Origin of the sequence: Chryseobacterium paludis (assembly GCF_025403485.1) — a bacterium.
Lineage (GTDB): Bacteria > Bacteroidota > Bacteroidia > Flavobacteriales > Weeksellaceae > Chryseobacterium > Chryseobacterium paludis.
In genome coordinates, this window is the sequence record NZ_CP099966.1 from 1,019,531 (window position 1) to 1,037,907 (window position 18,377).

Genomic DNA, 18,377 nt, shown 5'->3' on the forward strand with positions numbered 1-18,377 from the left:
TAGATTATTTTATCCGGTAGTTTCTTCTTCTACGGACGCTATTGGAGCATTGGCTTTTACAGATTCTATTCCCTTTTCCATACCGCTTTCCGACTCATACATTTGGCTTGTTCCAACGATCTGCCCATTTCCGGCTTTCAGGTTGAAATAAGATTTCCCATTGGAAGATGCTTTTCTTTCGAATTTAGAATCATCCTTGGAATTTACCCGGACAGATTCAATACCATTTTCACATCCTGATTTAGAACTGTACCCCTGGCTGGTTAAAATTACCTGCCCATTACTGGCTTTTAGATTAAACTGGTAGTCTCCGTTTGTTCTTTTTGAAATAATAAATTTTCCCATAATTTTTAATTTATGATTTCCTTAAAATTATAAAAAAAAATGCAAATAAAAAACGTCTCAAAAAAATGAGACGCTTTGAAAATCAAATTTATATGTAAAAGACTAATAAGCTCCTTTTCCAATATAATGTGCTGCTACTTTTTCAGTTAAAGCAACGACATTCGGATGGTTCGTATATTTTGTAAATCTTCTTAATCCTGAAAGCATCATTCTCTGCTCATCGCCCTCAGCAAATGAAATAATTCCTTCTTTAGCAGCTACGATAATTTTTTCGACAGCTTTGTAAAGATTTAATTGAGCCATTGCAGCTTCTACAGAATCAGGAGAGAAGTGTTTCTCAGCTCTTAAAATAGCAGATTCTGCCATATAGATCTGGTTAAGGATCTCTGAAGCATTTAACAGTAAATGTTGTTGCTTTTCAATATCCATCATATACTTCTGAAGAGCAGCTCCTGAAACCATTAAAAACACTTTTTTAAGGTTAGCAATAATAGCTTTTTCTTCACTCATGAATGCAGAGTAATCAGGAACATCAAATGAAGGAATACCCATCAATTCTTTGCTGATAGCCATTGCTGGAGAAAGCAGATCCAGTTCTCCTTTCATTGCTTTTTTAATCAACATTCCAACAGCCAGAAGACGGTTGATTTCATTGGTTCCCTCATAGATTCTTGCAATTCTTGAATCTCTCCAGGCTGCTTCCATTGGCATATCTTCTGAGAATCCCATTCCTCCATATACCTGAATTCCTTCATCAGCAGTATGTTGTGTTAAATCTGAAACAAAAACTTTCAAAATAGAAGCTTCTACAGCAAATTCTTCAACTCCTTTTAATTCAGCTTGTTGGTGATTCATTCCGCCAGCAACCAATTCATTGATTTTATCTTCAACATCTTTTGCTGCTCTGTAAGATCCTGCTTCAGCAACGAAGATCCCAGTTGCCATTTCAGCTAATTTCTTTCTGATTGCTCCAAAAGTTGAAATAGAAACACCAAACTGTTTTCTTTCGTTAGAATATTGAAGAGAATGGTTTAAAATTCTTCTTTGTCCGTCAAGGTTTGCTGCAGCTAATTTAATTCTTCCAACATTTAAAGCATTTAAAGCGATCTTGAAACCGTTGTTTCTTTCACCTAAAAGATTTTCTACCGGAACTTTCATATCATTAAAGAAAACCTGTCTTGTAGAAGACGAACGGATTCCTAATTTGTGCTCTTCCTCACCGAAACTAAGACCTGTAGTTCCTTCTTTTTCTACGATGAAACCTGTAATGTTTTTATCATCATCAATTTTAGCGAAAACAATGAATATTTCTGCAAAACCTGCATTAGAGATCCACATTTTTTGTCCATTGATGATATAGTGTTTTCCATCTTCAGAAAGTTTTGCTCTTGTCTTCCCTGAATTTGCATCAGAACCAGCATCCGGTTCTGTCAAACAATATGCTCCAAATTTCGTTCCTGTAGCCAGATCCGGAAGATATTTTTTCTTTTGCTCTTCTGTTCCATATAACAGGATAGGAAGTGTTCCGATTCCCGTATGCGCGCCATAAGCTGTAGCCAAAGAACCATTAGCTCCAGAGCAGTAGTCACAAGCAAGCATGGTATTAACGAAGCCCATTCCAAGACCACCATATTCCTCAGGGACAGCAACTCCTAAAAGTCCCATTTCACCCAACTGACGCATCTTTTCTTCAGTTAAGGCATAATCTTTTTTCTCAAATCTTTCTTTTTGAGGAATTACTTCTCTGTCAATAAATTCTTTTGCAGAATCACGAAGCATTTTTTGCTCTTCTGAAAGTTCTTCCAAAGAGAAGATTTCATTAGCAGGAATTTCTTTAATTAAAAACTCACCACCTTTTAATGTTTTATTAAGTGTATCACTCATTATTGATTATTTTAAATTTTAGTTATTTAATTTTGAATTTTAGATTGTGGATTTTGAATTATGATTTCAGTCTTAACTTATCTTGAAGCGTTTTAACAATCGATGTTAAAATATTTACAATACTTTGAATCTCTAATTTATATCTTATCTCATCAAACTGAACTAATTTAGATTGTGATAGTAAATCAATCCAGTATTGAGACTCTCTAGCTTCTTTACTTGCTATTGACATTTTATGGAGGAAATCTTTTTCCGAAAATCCTGCTAAAGCTTCTTAAACATTAGCGTCAATAGAAGTTCCACTTCTTAATAATTGTTTTGAAAGAATAAATTCATTCTGAGATTTGCAGATTTTATATAATTCGATAATTGATAAAGCAAAATTGAATACATATCTTTAATTAGATTTTCCTTTTGCATTCAATCCAAAATTTAAAATTCATAATTCAAAATTGTTCTAAAGTAGTTCAAAAATAGAAGCTGCTCCTTGTCCTGTTCCTACACACATTGAAACCATTCCATATTTGTTTCCGCGCTTTCTCATTTCATCAAGTAGCTGAACGGTTAATTTTGTTCCTGTACATCCCAGTGGGTGACCAAGAGCAATTGCACCTCCGTTTACATTCAGAATATCAGGATTTAATCCTAATTCTTTTTTTATAGCAACAGATTGAGAAGCAAAAGCCTCATTTAATTCAATCAGTTCAATGTCTTTTAATTCTAAGCCTGCTTGTTTTAAGGCCTTTGGAATAGCATAGATTGGTCCCATACCCATAATTCTTGGTTCAAGACCAGCCGCAGCATAAGCTACTAATCTTGCTTCAGGTTGAAGACCAAGTTCTTTTACCATTTCTTCACTCATTACCATTACGAAAGCTGCTCCATCACTCATTTGAGAAGAGTTTCCGGCTGTTACGCTTCCTCCGTTTGCAAAAACAGGTCTAAGTTTAGCCAAACCTTCTAAAGAAGTATCTTTTCTTGGACCTTCATCTACTGAAAAGTCAAACTTTTTAGTCTGCATTTTCTGATTTTCGTCTAAGAAATTATATTCAACAGGAATTGAAACAATCTGGTTGGCGAATTTACCTTCAGCATTAGCTTTTAAAGCTTTCATATGGGATTCAAAAGCAAACTGATCCTGTTCTTCTCTTGTAATATTATATTGCTTAGCAACCTCTTCAGCGGTATAGCCCATTCCCCAATAATAATCAGGATTTGTCTTTGCTATATCTGTTTCAGGAACTGGCTTATAACCACCCATTGGGATATAAGACATTGATTCTGTACCCCCAGCAATGATACAATCTGCCATTCCAGCCTGGATTTTTGCTGAAGCAATCGCTATAGCCTCACTTCCTGATGCACAGTATCTGTTTACGGTAACTCCCGGAACTTTATCGGTATTCAATCCCATTAATGAAATTAAACGGGCAACGTTCAGGCCTTGTTCAGCTTCCGGCATTGCGTTTCCAACGATAAGGTCATCAATTCTGTTTTTATCTAATTGTGGAAGCTCTGCCATTAATTTTTCAATGACTGTAGCCGCCATTACGTCGGGTCTGGTAAATCTTAAACTTCCTTTTGGAGCCTTTCCAACGGCAGTTCTAAAACCCTTAACTATATATGCTGTCTTTGACATTTTTTTTAGTATTAATTGATTAATTATAAAAATTATACACTTAGTTTGTCATGCTGGAAGCATCTTAACGTAGTTTAGATTCCTACGGAATGACAAGGTGTGTGTTAATTTTTGAAAATCCTAATTTCTTAACGGTTTTCCATTTTGTAACATATACTGAATTCTTTCAAGAGTTTTTCTTTCACCACAAAGCTGAAGGAAAGTTTCTCTTTCAAGGTTCAATAGGTATTGTTCAGTCACTACAGTTGGTTCAGAAAGATTTCCTCCCACCATTACATTGGCTAATTTATCTGCAATTTTCTTGTCGTGTTCAGAAATGAAGTTTCCTGTTAACATTTGATCTGTTCCTACATAGAACATTCCAAGAGCATCTCTTCCTAACACTTTTACTTTTTGTTCGATTGGCTGAGTGTAACCTTGCTCAGCTAATAATTTTGCAATCTTTTTAGCTTCGGCAATTTGTCTGTTTTTACTTACAGAAACGATATCTTTTCCTTTTTCAAGGATTCCCATATCATAAGCTTCATAAGCAGATGTTGCTACTTTACCCATGGCAATATTCATGAAAGCCTCACGAAGTCTGTTATTTTTAACATCATCACTATGGAATTCTCTAGAAGTTCTTAAAGTCAATTCTTTAGTACCACCACCACCAGGAATTACACCAACTCCGGTTTCTACTAAACCAATGTAGGTTTCAGCAGCAGCAACTACCCGGTCTGCATGCATAGTCATTTCACAACCACCTCCAAGAGTCATTCCGTGAGGAGCTACAACGACAGGAATTGAAGAATAACGAACCCGCATCATTGATTTCTGGAAGTAGGCAATGGCCATATTCAGATCATCCCAATCTTGCTCAATAGCCATCATTAGGATCATTGCTAAATTAGCTCCTACTGAAAAGTTAGTTCCTTGATTTCCGATTACTAAACCGTCGTATTCTTTTTCTGCTAAATCAATGGCTCTGTTTAGTCCATCAAGAACTTCGCCTCCAAGAGAATTCATTTTAGAACGGATCTCAAAGTTGATAATTCCGTCTCCTAAATCTTCTATAGCAGCACCTGAATTACTCCAAAGTGTTTTGTTCTTTCTGATATTGTCTAAAATAATAAAAGCATTCTGACCTGGGATATTGTTGTAATTTCCAGAGTTTTTATCGTAATAGATACTTTGTCCCTCATCATTTACTTTATAAAAAGTTTCTCCTTTTTCTGCCAGGGTTTTTGCCCAGTCTGACACATCATAACCTGCATCTTTTGCCAGTTCAACTCCTTTTTGAATTCCTACTGCATCCCAGATTTCAAATGGTCCATTTTCCCATCCGAAACCAGCCCGCATGGCATCATCAATTTTATAGATATCATCAGAGATTTCAGGAACTTTATGAGAGACATAGGCAAATAATGCTCCTAAAGATTTTCTGTATAGTTCTCCTGCCTTATCTTTTCCACCAATTAAAACTTTAAATCTGTCAATTGGTTTATCAATAGCTTTTGTTAATTCCAGAGTAGGGAAAGAGGATTTTCCTTGAAGTTCATATTCTAAAGTATCAAGATTTAATCCATGAATTTCAGATTTTCCTTCTGCGTTCTTCACCTTCTTATAGAATCCCTGTTGAGTCTTGGATCCTAACCATTTGTTATCCATCATTTTCTGGATATAATCAGGTAAAGCAAATACATCATTAAAATTATTAGCTTCAGCACCACTTTGGCGAACGCCATTAGCCACCATAACCAATGTATCTAAACCAACAACGTCAGCCGTTCTGAAAGTCGCAGATTTAGGACGACCAATTACAGGGCCTGTTAATTTATCAACATCAGAAACGTTTAAACCTAATTTTTGTACGTTATGAAGAAGATCCATCATAGAGAATACCCCAATTCTATTGGCAATGAATGCTGGAGTATCTTTTGCTAAAACAGTTGTTTTACCTAAAAATTTAGCTCCATAGGTCATATAGAAATCTATAATTTCAGGATCTGTATCATTTGTTGGAATAATCTCCAAAAGAGGAAGATACCTTACAGGATTAAAGAAGTGGGTTCCCGCAAAATACTTTTTAAAATCCTCGCTTCTTCCTTCTGTTAGAAAATGAATAGGAATTCCGGATGTATTAGAAGAAATTAATGTTCCCGGTTTTCTGAATTGTTCAATTTTTTCATAAACTGATTTTTTGATGTCTAGTTTTTCAACAACAACTTCAATAATCCAGTCTGTATTTTTTATTGTCTGTAAATCATCATCAAAGTTCCCCACTTTAATTCTATCTGCAAATTTTGGAGAATAGAGTAGTGCAGGGCTCGCCTTTTTAAGTTTTTCAAAGTTTTCTGCAGCAATTCTGTTTCTCACCGCTTTATCATCTTTGGTCAAACCTTTTTTTTGCTCCGCTTCAGTTAATTCAAAAGGAACAATATCCAACAGCAAAACTTCTACACCAATATTGGCAAAGTGAGCTGCAATACCGCTTCCCATGATTCCTGAACCAAGAACCGTTACGTGTTTGATTCTTCTTTTCATTTGTAAACTATTTATTGTTTATTTTTATTTTGTCACATGGAACCTTTCGGTTTCAGTTTAATTTATTTTCTATTATTTAGATCGTTTGCAATTTTCATGATTTCATGCATAACCTCTTTGAAGGTTTCCAATTTTTCGGGAGCAATCTTTTCCATAACTCTTTTATTAAAGCTTACGACAACTTCTTTAGAGAGATTTCTGGAGTTTAATCCTTTATCAGTAAGTTTTATAATAACTTCTCTCTTATCAGTGGTTGTCTTTTCCTTATAGATGTAACCATTGTCTTCCAATAGTTTTATAATCCTGGTTAAAGATGTTGGTTCAATGGCCATTTTAGGACCAAGATTAGTACTTCTTGTGCCTTCTTTAGGATCTATTTTAAGAAGTGTGAGAGCTTGAACTGCTGTAGAATCATGTTCCTGAGCCAGTTCTGTATACATTTTAGATACAGCCAGCCAAGTTTGTTTCAGGACCAGATCTACGTTTTCTATTTTTTCCTTGTTATTATCCATCATTTTTGTGGTAATAGGTTTTTATCAAATTTAGTAAATATTATGCATGCATAGTATTTATTAACGTTAAAATTTGTTAACAATCTGGTAGTAAGTCGATTAAATTGTATGAGTAGCATAATACTATGCATGCATAGTATGTGAAATATTTAATAAAAACTAAGTATTAATGAATGTTCTTAATGTAATTGATGATTTCCTCAAAGGATTCGCATTGCTGTTTTGTGTTATGATGAGAAATAACCCAAAAGCTATCCTGGAAGTCAAATTGGAAAGAAGAAAGGTCTTTTTGGAAGTTTTTTTGAAGTAATGAATACAGCATTTCCCTATGAATGGCGGGAGCAACAATTGCTGGTGCAATAAAACGCTCGTTTACCTGAAATAAAGAGACATTAATAAGCTCTTCATGCTGAAGAAGTATATCCTCAACAATTCCTGAGTATAGCAGAGTATCCTTTACGTACCATATCTTATCTGCGAACTCTTTTGCCAGTCGCCAGTCGTGAGAGGAAAACAAAATTAGTTTATTTTGTTCTTTGGCCAATTTTCGAAGTGTTTTAAGAATAATTAATTTATTTTTTTCATCAAGATGAGTAGTTGGTTCATCCAAAATGATAATAGGTGAATTTTGTGCTATAGCACGACCTATGAATGCTTTTTGAAGATTGCCATCTGAAAGGTTTTTAAGCAGAACATGTTTATATTGATCCAGGTCCAGTTCATTAATGATATTTGATACCTCTTGTTTATCCTCTTTTTTGAGTTCAAAATAATAGGGGTAATAAATATATTTACCTAATGAAATAAGATCTTCCACCGTATAATTTTGAGGGATAAGAGCCTTTGAAAACACAACCGCGATATTTTCTGCGATCTCTTTAACAGAAAGTGTTTTTATATTTCTATTGTTAATTAGGATGTCTCCTCCTAATAAGAGCGTCTGGTGAAGAATGGACTTAATTAAAGTAGTTTTTCCTACACCATTATTTCCAATTAACAAGCATACGTCTCCCAGATTCAAATTTGTATGAACATCTGAAATTAAAGACTTATCATAGCCGATAGTTGCTTGTTTGATTTGTAGGTGCATGTTGAATTTTAATAAGTTAGATAAATCATTATCAAAAATAAAATAAGTGGTATTGCACTAAAGATTAAATATAAAAATTTATTTTCTTTTCCCTTCCATAAACTGTAAATAGCTAAAGCAAGAGAACCACAGAAACATAATGGTAAAGTAATCAGAAAATGATAATTACACCCTGCTGAATAGATCCAATGTAGATCTTTATTAAATCTAAACATACTAGATAATTCCAAAAAAGCAATACCAAACACAAATAGAAAGATGTGAATAGTAATTAATTTTTTTTGTGATACTCTTATACTCATTGTTTATCTAGCTTATTCTAATAAGGGTACTTATTTTATTGGTACAAATCTATGAACTTGCGTTCTTCTATGTACTTCCTTTAGATTCTTTCAGAATGACAAATGTTAGGAGTTATTCCATAGGAATCTAAACCATTTTTTGAAATAATAAAATTCATATTCTAAGATCTAATCTTCATCTTTTTCTTTAATTGTACTCTAAACTTTACTTTGCTTCAAGAGCATCACCAAAATTACAGGTATTCCAAATATAGAGCTTATCACATTTAAAGGAATCTGACTTTTTTCTGCTATAATTGAAAATACCAGCATCATAAGCATTCCAAGCATCATATTTAATATCCATTGCTGCCATAGTTTTGCGGGGTTATAAATTAATCTGCAAAAATGGGGAACAATAATCCCAATAAATAAAATAGGTCCCAAAAAGGCTGTAATTGATGCCGATAGGAGGGAAGATGCTACAATTATCGATAATTTCAGATGATGCAGGTTCACACCCAAGCTTTGAGCATATGAACTTCCCAATGAGTTTCCTATAAGTGGTTTTATCGTTTTGAAGGACATAAACAAACCTAGTAATACTAAAATCAATAATACTAAAATCTGATTTCTAGTTACCATATTATTAGCCCCGAAAGACCATAGAATATAGTTTTTTAAGTTTTGATTTTCTGCATATAATTGAAGTAATGAGACAATCGCTCCGGCTAAAGCAGAAACCAAAAAACCAAAAATGATCAGATAGGATTTGTCCTGGAATTTATTGGAAATAGATAATAGAACCAACATTAATAATAAGCTGCCAACAATTGCTGATAAGCTTAGAAAACTATTTTGTAAAAATTCAGGGAGCAAAATATCATGTGAAAAGAAAATATAAAACGAAACGGATAAACTTGCTACTGATGTGATTCCTAATATATCAGGACCTGCTAATGGATTTTGGAAATATTCCTGCATCAGAAAACCTGAAGTAGGAATTGATAAACCCGCTAAAAGCATTACCAATACTCGATTGATTCGAATATCTGCAATTTGACTATTGGGTGAATTGTAAAAAAAGTCCTGGAGTTCTAAGCTTAAAAATCCTGTATTCATATTGATAATCGCAGTAAGAATAATAGCGACTACAAATAATGAACACAGGATTTTAAATTTTTTAGACATTGTTCAGAAATAATTCTGTAGGATTTTATTTTAAAAATGAACTGATTTTTGAATCTAAAAGTTCTTCACTCATCATTCCCAAAGACTCATCAGTTTTAGTCCCTTTTCTCATGTATGTAAAAGGAATAGATCCGCCATCCCATTGCTTGAAATTTTTAGGGAAGAAATTCTGATCCAGCTTTTTTCCATCCAATAAAACAATATTTTTTGCTAGATCGTTTTCCTCTGCGAATTTCTTAACGGAGGTATTCCATTCAGACTGATCATCCAGATTAACGAAAGTGAATTTAACAGGTTTTCCTTTTAATTCCTCCATCTTTTTCTTGAAATGAGGAATTTCTTTCATACACGGCCCACACCAGGTAGCAAAGAAGTTGGTGACATACAACGTATCATTATTTTTAGCAAGATAATCACCTATATTATTAGGTGAAATTTCTTTGGAAATATATGCTGTATTACCAGATCCATTATTGTCTACGACAGAAATCGAATCTTTAGGACTTGCTGTATCATCAATTTTTTGATTTTCTTTTTTACAGCTTACCAGTGTAATAATAACAAGCGTTGATAAAATTATCTTCTTCATAATTATTTTAGTATTTTTGAATTTGAAGTATGGAACAACAAATCTATAAAGGGAAACTTACGCAGTTTCATTGGTTAAAAATAGCGAAAAAGGAAGACCTGACCAAAAATACTTTTTCTCTGGAATTCGAAATTCCAGAGAATTTACAAGAGAATTTTCGATTTGAAGCAGGGCAGTTTGTTAGTATTAAATTTCAGTCTCACGGAGAAGATATCGTTAATGATTATTCAATGACTTCGGCTCCTTATGAGAAAAAGATAAGTTTAGGAATAAAGATAAATTCATCTGAAGGAGCAACTTCAGAACTCTTTAGAAATTACAATGTAGGCGATCAATTACTAATCAGTGAGCCAAGTGGTAGATTTACTTTAGTATCAAAACCGAGTGAATTCAGAACAATTATCGCCTTTGCTGCAGGAATTGGTATCACCCCTGTTTTAAGTCATTTTAAAAATATTCTCCATAATGAACCACGAACGAGATTGTTCTTATTCTTTGGAAACAAGAGTTCTGAGGAATTAGTTTACAGAGATCTTCTGGATAATCTTGCACGGAAACATAATAATAGATTACAAATTTTTTATTTTTTTTCTAAGGAAAAAACTCCGGATCAATTTTTCTATGGCAGGCTGGATGCTAAAAAATTAAATTTAATTATCAACCAGATTTTACATCTTGATGATACGGATGAAGAATCTACCATTTGGGATGCTGTAGATGAAGTTTTGATCTGTGGAAAAGGAGAGATGATCAAAACCCTTGCAAATGCTTGTTACCACCATGGTATTCCCAAAAAAAATATTCATTTTGAGCTTTTCGAAGAATTTAATGATGATATATATCCTATAGAAAAAGAATTTCCATTAATAGAAAATGTGGAAGTAGACTTTAAGATACAGGGGCAAAAATATTCGACAGAACTTCCTGATAATAGAGAGAAAATTCTACAGCAATTACTTATTCAAAAATTCCAAGTTCCGTATTCCTGTAAATCAGGAATCTGTGGGAGCTGCGAATGTTATCTGGAAGAAGGAGAAGTTGAATTACTAGAGAATGAATATTTGACCGAAAAAGAAGAATCGCAAGGAAAAATATTAGCTTGCATGTCTATTGCAAAAAGTAAGAAAATAAAGCTTAACTTTGATCTCATTTGAGAGTTGTAAGAAACATATTTAATCTTATTATATCATCAATAGAAATTGGAATTCTAGTGATATGTCTTGCTAATGCATGGGTTTTTGCTCTTACTAATGGTAGGACCTATACCAAAATATCAAAAATACCACCACGCGAAATTGCTTTAGTGTTAGGAACATCTCCTAAAATGAGATCAGGCTTATCCAATCCTTATTTCACAAAGAGGATGGATGCTGCTGCTTTACTCTATCACCATGGAAAAATTAGAAAGATAATTGTAAGTGGCGAAAAAAGCAAAGGCTATAACGAACCGGCAGCGATGAAAAACTATTTAGTCTATCAGGAAGGGGTACCTGAAGAAATTATCATAGAAGATCCCAAAGGTTTTAACACCTACAAAAGTATTTTACGCTGTAAAGACATTTATAAGGAAAATAATGTAATCATTGTTTCACAGGGTTTTCATAATCTACGTGCTTTATTTTTTGCAAGAAATAATAATATGAATGCTTTAGGTTTTGATGCACAAGATGTTAATAAACCTGAAAGTTACTACAGAAACCAATTCAGAGAAATATTCGCCAGAATGATTGCTGTAGTGTATTTTTTACTGGGAATTTCTCCTGATTAGAAAGGATAACCAAATGCGATATTTAATGTTGGCTTGAAAGGTTGGAAATCTTTAAATCTCCATCGGTCTCCATTAGGTTTATTGGGATCATAGATCTTGTAAGCAAAATCTAGCCTTAAAGTAATATAAGCTACATTCACTCTTAATCCAAATCCACTACCAACACCAACCTGGCCTAAGAATTTATTGAATTTAAATTCATCACCATATCCGTCATTATAATTACGAAGACTCCATGTGTTACCAATATCGGTGAATAAAGCTCCCTCATACATATCAGTAAAAGGAATTCGATATTCGATATTGGTTGTCAGTTTTAAATTATCCGTCATGTAGGTTCGAACCCTTTCATCAATCTGAGAATCAGCAGGACCTAAACCACCAAAAGCAACCCAGGCTCTGATGTCATTGGAACCTCCATTGAAATAAGATCTTATCACAGGCATTGAAGTGGAATTTCCGTAAGGAATTCCTACACCAATAAACTGTCGAAGAACCAAGGTTTGATTTCCATTAAATTTAAAATACTTTCTTACGTCAAAGTCGAATTTCACAAACTGAGCATAAGGTACTCCGAAAATAGTTCTTTGCGGGCTGGTTACAACCCCTCCATCATCTCTTTTCTGGTTAAATATACTCAATATATTACCTGCCAATTCTACCTTTCCATTAAAATAAAATGCATTAGGGTATTCCTTTTTTCCGATCTCATTATACACATAATTATAGATCATAGATGAAATCAGAACATCTTGAGTTTGTCTGTCCTTATTGACCAGGGTTCCTGTAAATGCGGTAAAAAGATCCCTTCCTTTTTGATCAAGACTTGTAATGTAATTGGTATCAGTTACAATTTGTTGGGAAACTTCATCAATTGTAAGTTGTCCGGCCAAATATTTAGTTTCCGTTGACTGACCTACCGGGCCGCTTTGAAAGTAATTAGTAAATATTTCTTTTCTTAACTCATTATCATTGGTGAAAAAATCATAATAAGCCGATTTATTCTTTGTTAAACTTAACTGTGTGTTGAAAAGTGTTAACCTATGAGATACTTTATCATTTACTGTTGCCAGATAATTTAATCCTGTATTAAAGTTAACCCTTCCTAAACCTATATTATTTTGTACGGTGGCACCAAGAACAATAGATGATGTTGGGCTGTATCTTTTAGGAATCAATTTATAATAATCAAAAGGTAGCAAAAGTCTTGGAAAATTAATTGATGCCTGTGCAGATAGTTCATAAGCTAAAATTCTCTGGCTAATATCCTTGGTACTTCTTATCGACCCAAATGTCCCCGATAAACTTGTTGAAAGGTTTTCTGCGCCTTTAAAAATATTTCTTGTGGTAAGATCAATAGAAGGTGAGATTCCTAAATTTAATATTTGAGAATAATTAATATCTGTTCCCACTTTTAATTCATATTTGGGAAGCGGTTTCAGCAAATACAAGACATCAATAATACTGTCATTTGGAGATCCTTCGCCGCCCTGTCTTAAAGAATCTTTAGCTTTCAGAATGGTGAAGTTATTCATTGACAAAATATTTCTTTTGGTCAGATCAAGTTTCTTCTGATCATATATTTGTTTATGACCGACAATAATATTTCTCCATATAGATCGTGTCTGATATTTATTATTAACCTTATGAAATCTGATTCCTCTTAAACTGTCCTTCGCTGTATTTTTACGAAAATCTCCTGCCTCATTTACTATAGCAACATCAATATTGCCAATTGTAGCCACTTTATATGGAGTATCAATAGAATCATTGTGAATCTCTAAAGTAAGAGGTACCTGTTTTCTGCTTTTTAATGAATCAGCAACAAAATAAACTTCATCATTAAAATTATTAAACCTATAATAGCCATAATCTTTCATGATCTCATTGATCCTCATTACTTCCTTTTCAAGTACTGTCTGATCCAGAACCTGCCCTGATCTGATAAGGGTTTCATGAATCTTTTGCTGATATATATTATGAACAACCGGATCTGGAATATTGTAATAATATTCTTTGATATAAGTTGGATCATTGTGAGTGATAAAATATGTAACTGCTGCCTTTTTTGCTGCTGAATCAATCTTTGTCTTAAATTTCACTTCACCATCCCAGTATCCTCTGTAGGTAAGTCTTTTATTAATAGATTCAGCTCCTTTCTCAACTTTTGTCTGATCCAGAATAACAGGTGCTGCACCCCAGTTGTGGTATAATCTGTCAAGTAATAAGCTTTTTCCTATGCTGCTTTTCATGTTGTACTTAATGAAAAGAGAATCTCTTAATTTTTGAGTTCGCATTTCACTAGGGTAGGTCATGTATTCATTAAGAATAGTATCGTATTTAGGATTAGCTGCATTATATAACCATAACCCTAATGGCATAAACAGGAATTGTTTTTTATTAGGTTTTTGCTGTACATAACCCTTTAACTCACTGTCAAAAGCTTCTTTTTGATCTTCAAAATTAAATTTGTTTTCTGTAAGCAAATATTCACCATCAGGAACTTTTTTTGTAGTACTACAAGCACAAAGAAGAGCAATAAATGTTGCAAATGATATAATTTTATAATATTTTTGAGGAGAATTCTTATAATGCTTACAGCTCATACAATAAAAATTTTACAGTCTTTAGATAAAAAGAAGTTCAGACAAAAATACAATTTGTTTTTGGTTGAAGGTAATAAAATCATTTCTGAACTTCCGAATTCTAACTTTAAAATTAAAGAAATATTATCTACGGATCCACATAAATTGGATTTTCCGGGAATAATGATGACTCATATATCTGAAAATGAGTTGAAAAAAGTTAGTTTTCTGAAAACTCCTAAAGATTCTATTGCTGTTTGCCATATTGAGCCTGAAAAAAAAATAACAGATCAAAATATTCAGCTTGTACTGGATGGGATTCAGGATCCTGGAAATTTAGGCACTATCATTCGTCTGGCAGATTGGTTTGGAATAGAACAGATTATTTGTAGTGAGGATACTGTGGATTTCTATAATCCTAAAGTGATCCAAGCCAGTATGGGATCTTTTACGAGAGTAAATATTGTATACTGTGATCTTGTAGAGTATCTTTCTGAGACGGATAATATAAATATAGGAACTGATATGGATGGAGAAAATATTTATCAGTTTGAAAAGCCTCATAAATTAAATCTAATCCTGGGAAATGAAGGAAATGGAATGCGTCCCGAAACCGAAAAATTACTTCATAAGAGCATAAGTATTCCAAGATTTGGAAAGTCTCAGTCTACAGAGAGTCTAAATGTATCAATGGCTGCGGGAATAATATTGGGACAATTGTTTTCATCTGAAAAATAAAAAAAACCGCTGAAATGCGGTTTTAAATTTTAAACTTATATAAGTTGTTCCATACTGGATACACTTTTATTTTTTTGATAGCTTTCAAGCTTTTTTCTGACATATTTTAAGGCAATCGGCGCCAGATAGATCATTGCAACACCCAATAATTTCTTTTTCCAGTTGGAGCTGCGCATATTTTTCTTTGCATAATTTCCAACTAAAGCAGTGGCACCCAACCTAATAATACCATCTAATGCATTTCCTGACAATGCAGAACTTGCAATTCCCATAGCCGTATTTTTACTAATAAGCATATCTTTTACTTCAGAAGTAAGCTGCTTTGCAATAACATCTTTTCTCAAAACAATCTTTTCATCACCATCTTCATCTACTTTTTCTTGTAAATACTGATCAGTTAAACCATTCGTAAATGCGCTTAAACTTTCCTTTGTATTTTTGAATGTAAGAAGGTTTTCCAAATCACCTAATTCCTCTTTCAGTAATTTCTTTTTTATTCTTAATTCTTTTAAACTTTCATAGTTTCTGCCCATTGGTTAATGATTTAAAAATTTAATAACTTGATCTGCCACGGAATTTACTATTCTCTTTTTAAATAGAATAACAAGAATCATTACTGCAAGGTAGAATGCAGCAACAATTAAAAATCCGTAAGAATAATTATCCATTGCCTTACCTATAAGAAATGCAATTCCAAAGTTAAAAAGAATAATAAAAAAGGCAAAAGCAACAAGTAATACAACCAGATAGGTAATCATACCTGCGGAAAGTGATGACTTTTCGGTAGCTTCTATTTTAAGTAGATCTATTCTCTTAGATGCATATTCTTTAATAGTTTCTATCATCTGTTTTTTTTTAAAGTTACAAAAAAAGGAACTTTAATGCAAAAAGTCCCTTTCATAATTTAAAAATTAATTGAAAATTATTACTATTTAAGATCGTTCAATTCTGCTTCTACATCTTTTACTACATCAGTAGTTTTAGAAACAATCTGATCTTTATATTTGTCGTATCCATCTTTTACGGTGTGAGCAACACTATTTGCTGTTTCTTTGAAGGTAGAAGATATATTACCATACTGATCTTTTACTCTTTCAGAAACTTCTCCGTACTTGCTTTTAGCCTGATCTTTAAGATCGTTAGCTTTAGTCTTTATTTTTTTTCTAGTTTCTTTTCCTTCTTCAGGTGCGTAAAGCATTCCCAGTACTACACCCGCTGCTGCACCTGCAAGAAGACCTGCTAATATACCTGCTGTATTGTTTCCTTTTCTTGACATTTCTTGTTTTTTTTAATAGTTAATAATATTAGTTTTTTACTGTGATAAATATTACAATTAATATACCAAATGACGGATTGTTCTTATTAAATATTGTTAAATCTTTCTGATATAGGCCAGTATCGCCTCAATAGTTTCCTTTTTGGAAAGTTCTGTATTGTCAATGATAATAGCGTCTTCCGCTTTTTTTAATGGCGCAATCTCCCTCTCACTGTCTATTTTATCTCTTTCGATAAGATTTTCCTTTACCTGCTGCTCATTAGCTTCTATATCTAAACTTAAAAGTTCATTATATCTTCTTTTTGTTCTTTCATCAATACTGGCTGTCAGGAAAAATTTAAAATCAGCATCAGGTAAGACAATAGTTCCGATATCTCTGCCATCCATTATAACTCCGCCTTTTTCGGCAATAGATCGTTGTGATTGCAATAGAAAATCACGTACTTCTTTTTGCTTGGCAACAAGACTTACATTATCGGAAACTTCATTGCTACGTATCTCTTTCGAAATATCATTATGATTAAGGTAAAGAACAAGTTCACCATTGTTATTTTTAAATTCCAAATGAATTTTATGTAACGATGAAAAGAGTAGGTTTAGATCTATAGAATCATTTTCGTTCTTACAATTTTGCAAAGCAAACCAGGTAACTCCTCTATAAAGCGCCCCTGTATCTAAATGGATAAGCCCCAATTTGTCAGCAATGACCTTTGATATTGAACTTTTTCCGGTAGACGAGTACCCATCGATAGCTATTACTGGTTTTTTCATACCACAAATTTCAAGATTTTTTTTAAAAAATCAAGGAAATGGAAAATTAAATGTTGAAAAAGTTTTAGTAGCGGTGTCCGCTAAGGTCCATAGAGATTCCTATTTGATTCACATTAGAAGAGTTATGATACCTTACATGTGCATAGTCAATTCGGAATTTTGAAATCTTAATTCCAAATCCACCAGATAAACCAGAGAAGTTTCTTTGGTCTGCTACAGCAAGTTCATTACCTCTTTTTACATTATATCCCAGTCGGATGTTAAAGTTCTTTTCAGGGAATAACTCAGCGCCTATTGAAAAGTGATCAGCAATTTTTCTTCCTACATTAACTTCCTGGCCGTCTACATTAAACTGTGAAGAGATATCGAATTGTTGTAAATCGTGTGCCGTAATCGTGATAGCAAGAGGAATTGCCTTTAATATTTTGGTGTATCCTAAATCGATACGGAACGGAAGATCTTCTCTTGTTCCATTAAAGGATTTAAACTGGTATCCGAAATTTCTGGCAACAAGGGAAACGACTTCTTTATTTTTCTTATTATGATACGTTATCCCTGCAGTACCTGAAAGCGCTGATGAAGTATAAGTATCAATTTTTGAAGTGATAAAATTAATTCCACCTCCAATTGTCCAGTCTTCTTCAAACTGATAAGCATAACCTGCACCTACAGCAACATCAGAAGCCGTGAATTGCCCATTTTCAAAACCACTTTCATCTGTTCTGGGGATATCACCATAGCTCATATATCGAGCATTGATCGTAGCCATATGGCCATTATCAAAGTCTTTAGCAAAAGCAATAGTTCCATATTTAGAATCTGCGAGATACGCAGCTCCGTTCACAGAAAGCTGTTTGTCTGAGTCCTTATTAAGTAAAGCCGGATTTGCAATAGCAAAGGAAACATCATAATCTCTTATAGTAATTGCATCGCCACCTAATGCAGCTTGTCTGGCAGATACGGGAATGTTTAAGAATGGATAAACATTTGTTCCCGTTTGTGCAAAAGAAACAATTCCTGACAGAAATAATGAAAGAATGATAATTTTCTTCAATTCAGTTTATAATTATTGCAAAAATAATCCTTTTTTGTAGTTGTCAAAATATTTCCCACATTATTTACAGCTAAATATTTTTCTTTCTCCAATATTTTTAATGATTATATTTGCAAAATCAAATTTCA

General features: G+C 33.3%; 17 protein-coding genes and 1 pseudogene. 3 read left to right on the plus strand and 15 right to left on the minus strand.

Annotated features, from left to right (window positions below):
- Window positions 1–9: 9 nt before the first annotated feature.
- The 9 genes and pseudogenes from NG806_RS04255 to NG806_RS04295 all read right to left on the minus strand — a co-directional run bounded on the left by NG806_RS04255 (window position 10) and on the right by NG806_RS04295 (window position 10,057).
- Window positions 10–345 (minus strand): YegP family protein, encoded by a 336-nt coding sequence (locus NG806_RS04255; RefSeq protein WP_214825371.1) that lies wholly within the window; start codon window positions 343–345, stop codon window positions 10–12.
- A gap of 102 nt (window positions 346–447) precedes the next feature.
- Complete coding sequence (locus tag NG806_RS04260; protein WP_214825369.1) at window positions 448–2,229, minus strand: acyl-CoA dehydrogenase family protein; 1,782 nt, start codon at window positions 2,227–2,229, stop codon at window positions 448–450.
- A 58-nt stretch (window positions 2,230–2,287) separates the two neighbouring features.
- Window positions 2,288–2,599 (minus strand): annotated as a pseudogene (locus NG806_RS04265) (four helix bundle protein).
- A gap of 87 nt (window positions 2,600–2,686) precedes the next feature.
- Window positions 2,687–3,868 carry an acetyl-CoA C-acyltransferase gene (locus NG806_RS04270; protein ID WP_214825364.1) on the minus strand — a complete coding sequence of 394 codons (1,182 nt, stop codon included), beginning with the start codon at window positions 3,866–3,868 and terminating at the stop codon, window positions 2,687–2,689.
- A 120-nt stretch (window positions 3,869–3,988) separates the two neighbouring features.
- Window positions 3,989–6,394: a 3-hydroxyacyl-CoA dehydrogenase/enoyl-CoA hydratase family protein gene (locus NG806_RS04275; RefSeq protein ID WP_214825361.1), complete on the minus strand. Its 2,406-nt coding sequence runs from the start codon at window positions 6,392–6,394 to the stop codon at window positions 3,989–3,991.
- Between the two features lie 62 nt (window positions 6,395–6,456).
- Window positions 6,457–6,906: a MarR family winged helix-turn-helix transcriptional regulator gene (locus NG806_RS04280; RefSeq protein ID WP_200249134.1), complete on the minus strand. Its 450-nt coding sequence runs from the start codon at window positions 6,904–6,906 to the stop codon at window positions 6,457–6,459.
- 166 nt (window positions 6,907–7,072) lie between these two features.
- Entirely contained in the window at window positions 7,073–7,996 is a 924-nt protein-coding gene (locus tag NG806_RS04285; protein ID WP_261512092.1) for an ABC transporter ATP-binding protein, read from the minus strand.
- A 500-nt stretch (window positions 7,997–8,496) separates the two neighbouring features.
- Complete coding sequence (locus NG806_RS04290) at window positions 8,497–9,468, minus strand: FecCD family ABC transporter permease (RefSeq protein ID WP_261512093.1); 972 nt, start codon at window positions 9,466–9,468, stop codon at window positions 8,497–8,499.
- A gap of 25 nt (window positions 9,469–9,493) precedes the next feature.
- Entirely contained in the window at window positions 9,494–10,057 is a 564-nt protein-coding gene (locus tag NG806_RS04295; protein WP_261512094.1) for a TlpA family protein disulfide reductase, read from the minus strand.
- Between the two features lie 29 nt (window positions 10,058–10,086).
- On the opposite strand from NG806_RS04295, the gene NG806_RS04300 reads away from it, so the two are divergent.
- Window positions 10,087–11,211 carry a flavin reductase family protein gene (locus tag NG806_RS04300; RefSeq protein WP_214825352.1) on the plus strand — a complete coding sequence of 375 codons (1,125 nt, stop codon included), beginning with the start codon at window positions 10,087–10,089 and terminating at the stop codon, window positions 11,209–11,211.
- A 14-nt stretch (window positions 11,212–11,225) separates the two neighbouring features.
- Window positions 11,226–11,825 carry a SanA/YdcF family protein gene (locus NG806_RS04305; protein WP_390882597.1) on the plus strand — a complete coding sequence of 200 codons (600 nt, stop codon included), beginning with the start codon at window positions 11,226–11,228 and terminating at the stop codon, window positions 11,823–11,825.
- On the opposite strand, the gene tamL is transcribed toward NG806_RS04305, so the two are convergent.
- Entirely contained in the window at window positions 11,822–14,431 is a 2,610-nt protein-coding gene (gene tamL / locus NG806_RS04310; RefSeq protein ID WP_214825348.1) for a translocation and assembly module lipoprotein TamL, read from the minus strand. The genes NG806_RS04305 and tamL overlap by 4 nt on opposite strands.
- Between tamL and NG806_RS04315 the strand changes: the two genes are divergently transcribed.
- Window positions 14,417–15,148 (plus strand): TrmH family RNA methyltransferase, encoded by a 732-nt coding sequence (locus NG806_RS04315; RefSeq protein WP_261512095.1) that lies wholly within the window; start codon window positions 14,417–14,419, stop codon window positions 15,146–15,148. The two genes, tamL and NG806_RS04315, sit on opposite strands and share 15 nt — an antisense overlap.
- Before the next feature lie 35 nt (window positions 15,149–15,183).
- Here the strand turns inward: NG806_RS04315 and NG806_RS04320 are convergent, their stop codons facing one another.
- The 5 genes from NG806_RS04320 to porQ form a co-directional block, all read right to left on the minus strand.
- Window positions 15,184–15,681 (minus strand): phosphoribosyl-ATP pyrophosphatase, encoded by a 498-nt coding sequence (locus NG806_RS04320; RefSeq protein WP_214825344.1) that lies wholly within the window; start codon window positions 15,679–15,681, stop codon window positions 15,184–15,186.
- Between the two features lie 3 nt (window positions 15,682–15,684).
- Complete coding sequence (locus tag NG806_RS04325; RefSeq protein WP_214825341.1) at window positions 15,685–15,993, minus strand: phage holin family protein; 309 nt, start codon at window positions 15,991–15,993, stop codon at window positions 15,685–15,687.
- 83 nt (window positions 15,994–16,076) lie between these two features.
- Window positions 16,077–16,424 (minus strand): YtxH domain-containing protein, encoded by a 348-nt coding sequence (locus tag NG806_RS04330; RefSeq protein ID WP_214825338.1) that lies wholly within the window; start codon window positions 16,422–16,424, stop codon window positions 16,077–16,079.
- A gap of 96 nt (window positions 16,425–16,520) precedes the next feature.
- Window positions 16,521–17,195, minus strand: coding sequence for a (d)CMP kinase (gene cmk / locus NG806_RS04335; RefSeq protein ID WP_261512097.1), 675 nt, complete (start codon window positions 17,193–17,195; stop codon window positions 16,521–16,523).
- Between the two features lie 64 nt (window positions 17,196–17,259).
- Window positions 17,260–18,249 carry a type IX secretion system protein PorQ gene (gene porQ / locus NG806_RS04340; RefSeq protein WP_214825333.1) on the minus strand — a complete coding sequence of 330 codons (990 nt, stop codon included), beginning with the start codon at window positions 18,247–18,249 and terminating at the stop codon, window positions 17,260–17,262.
- Between the last annotated feature and the right edge of the window lie 128 nt (window positions 18,250–18,377).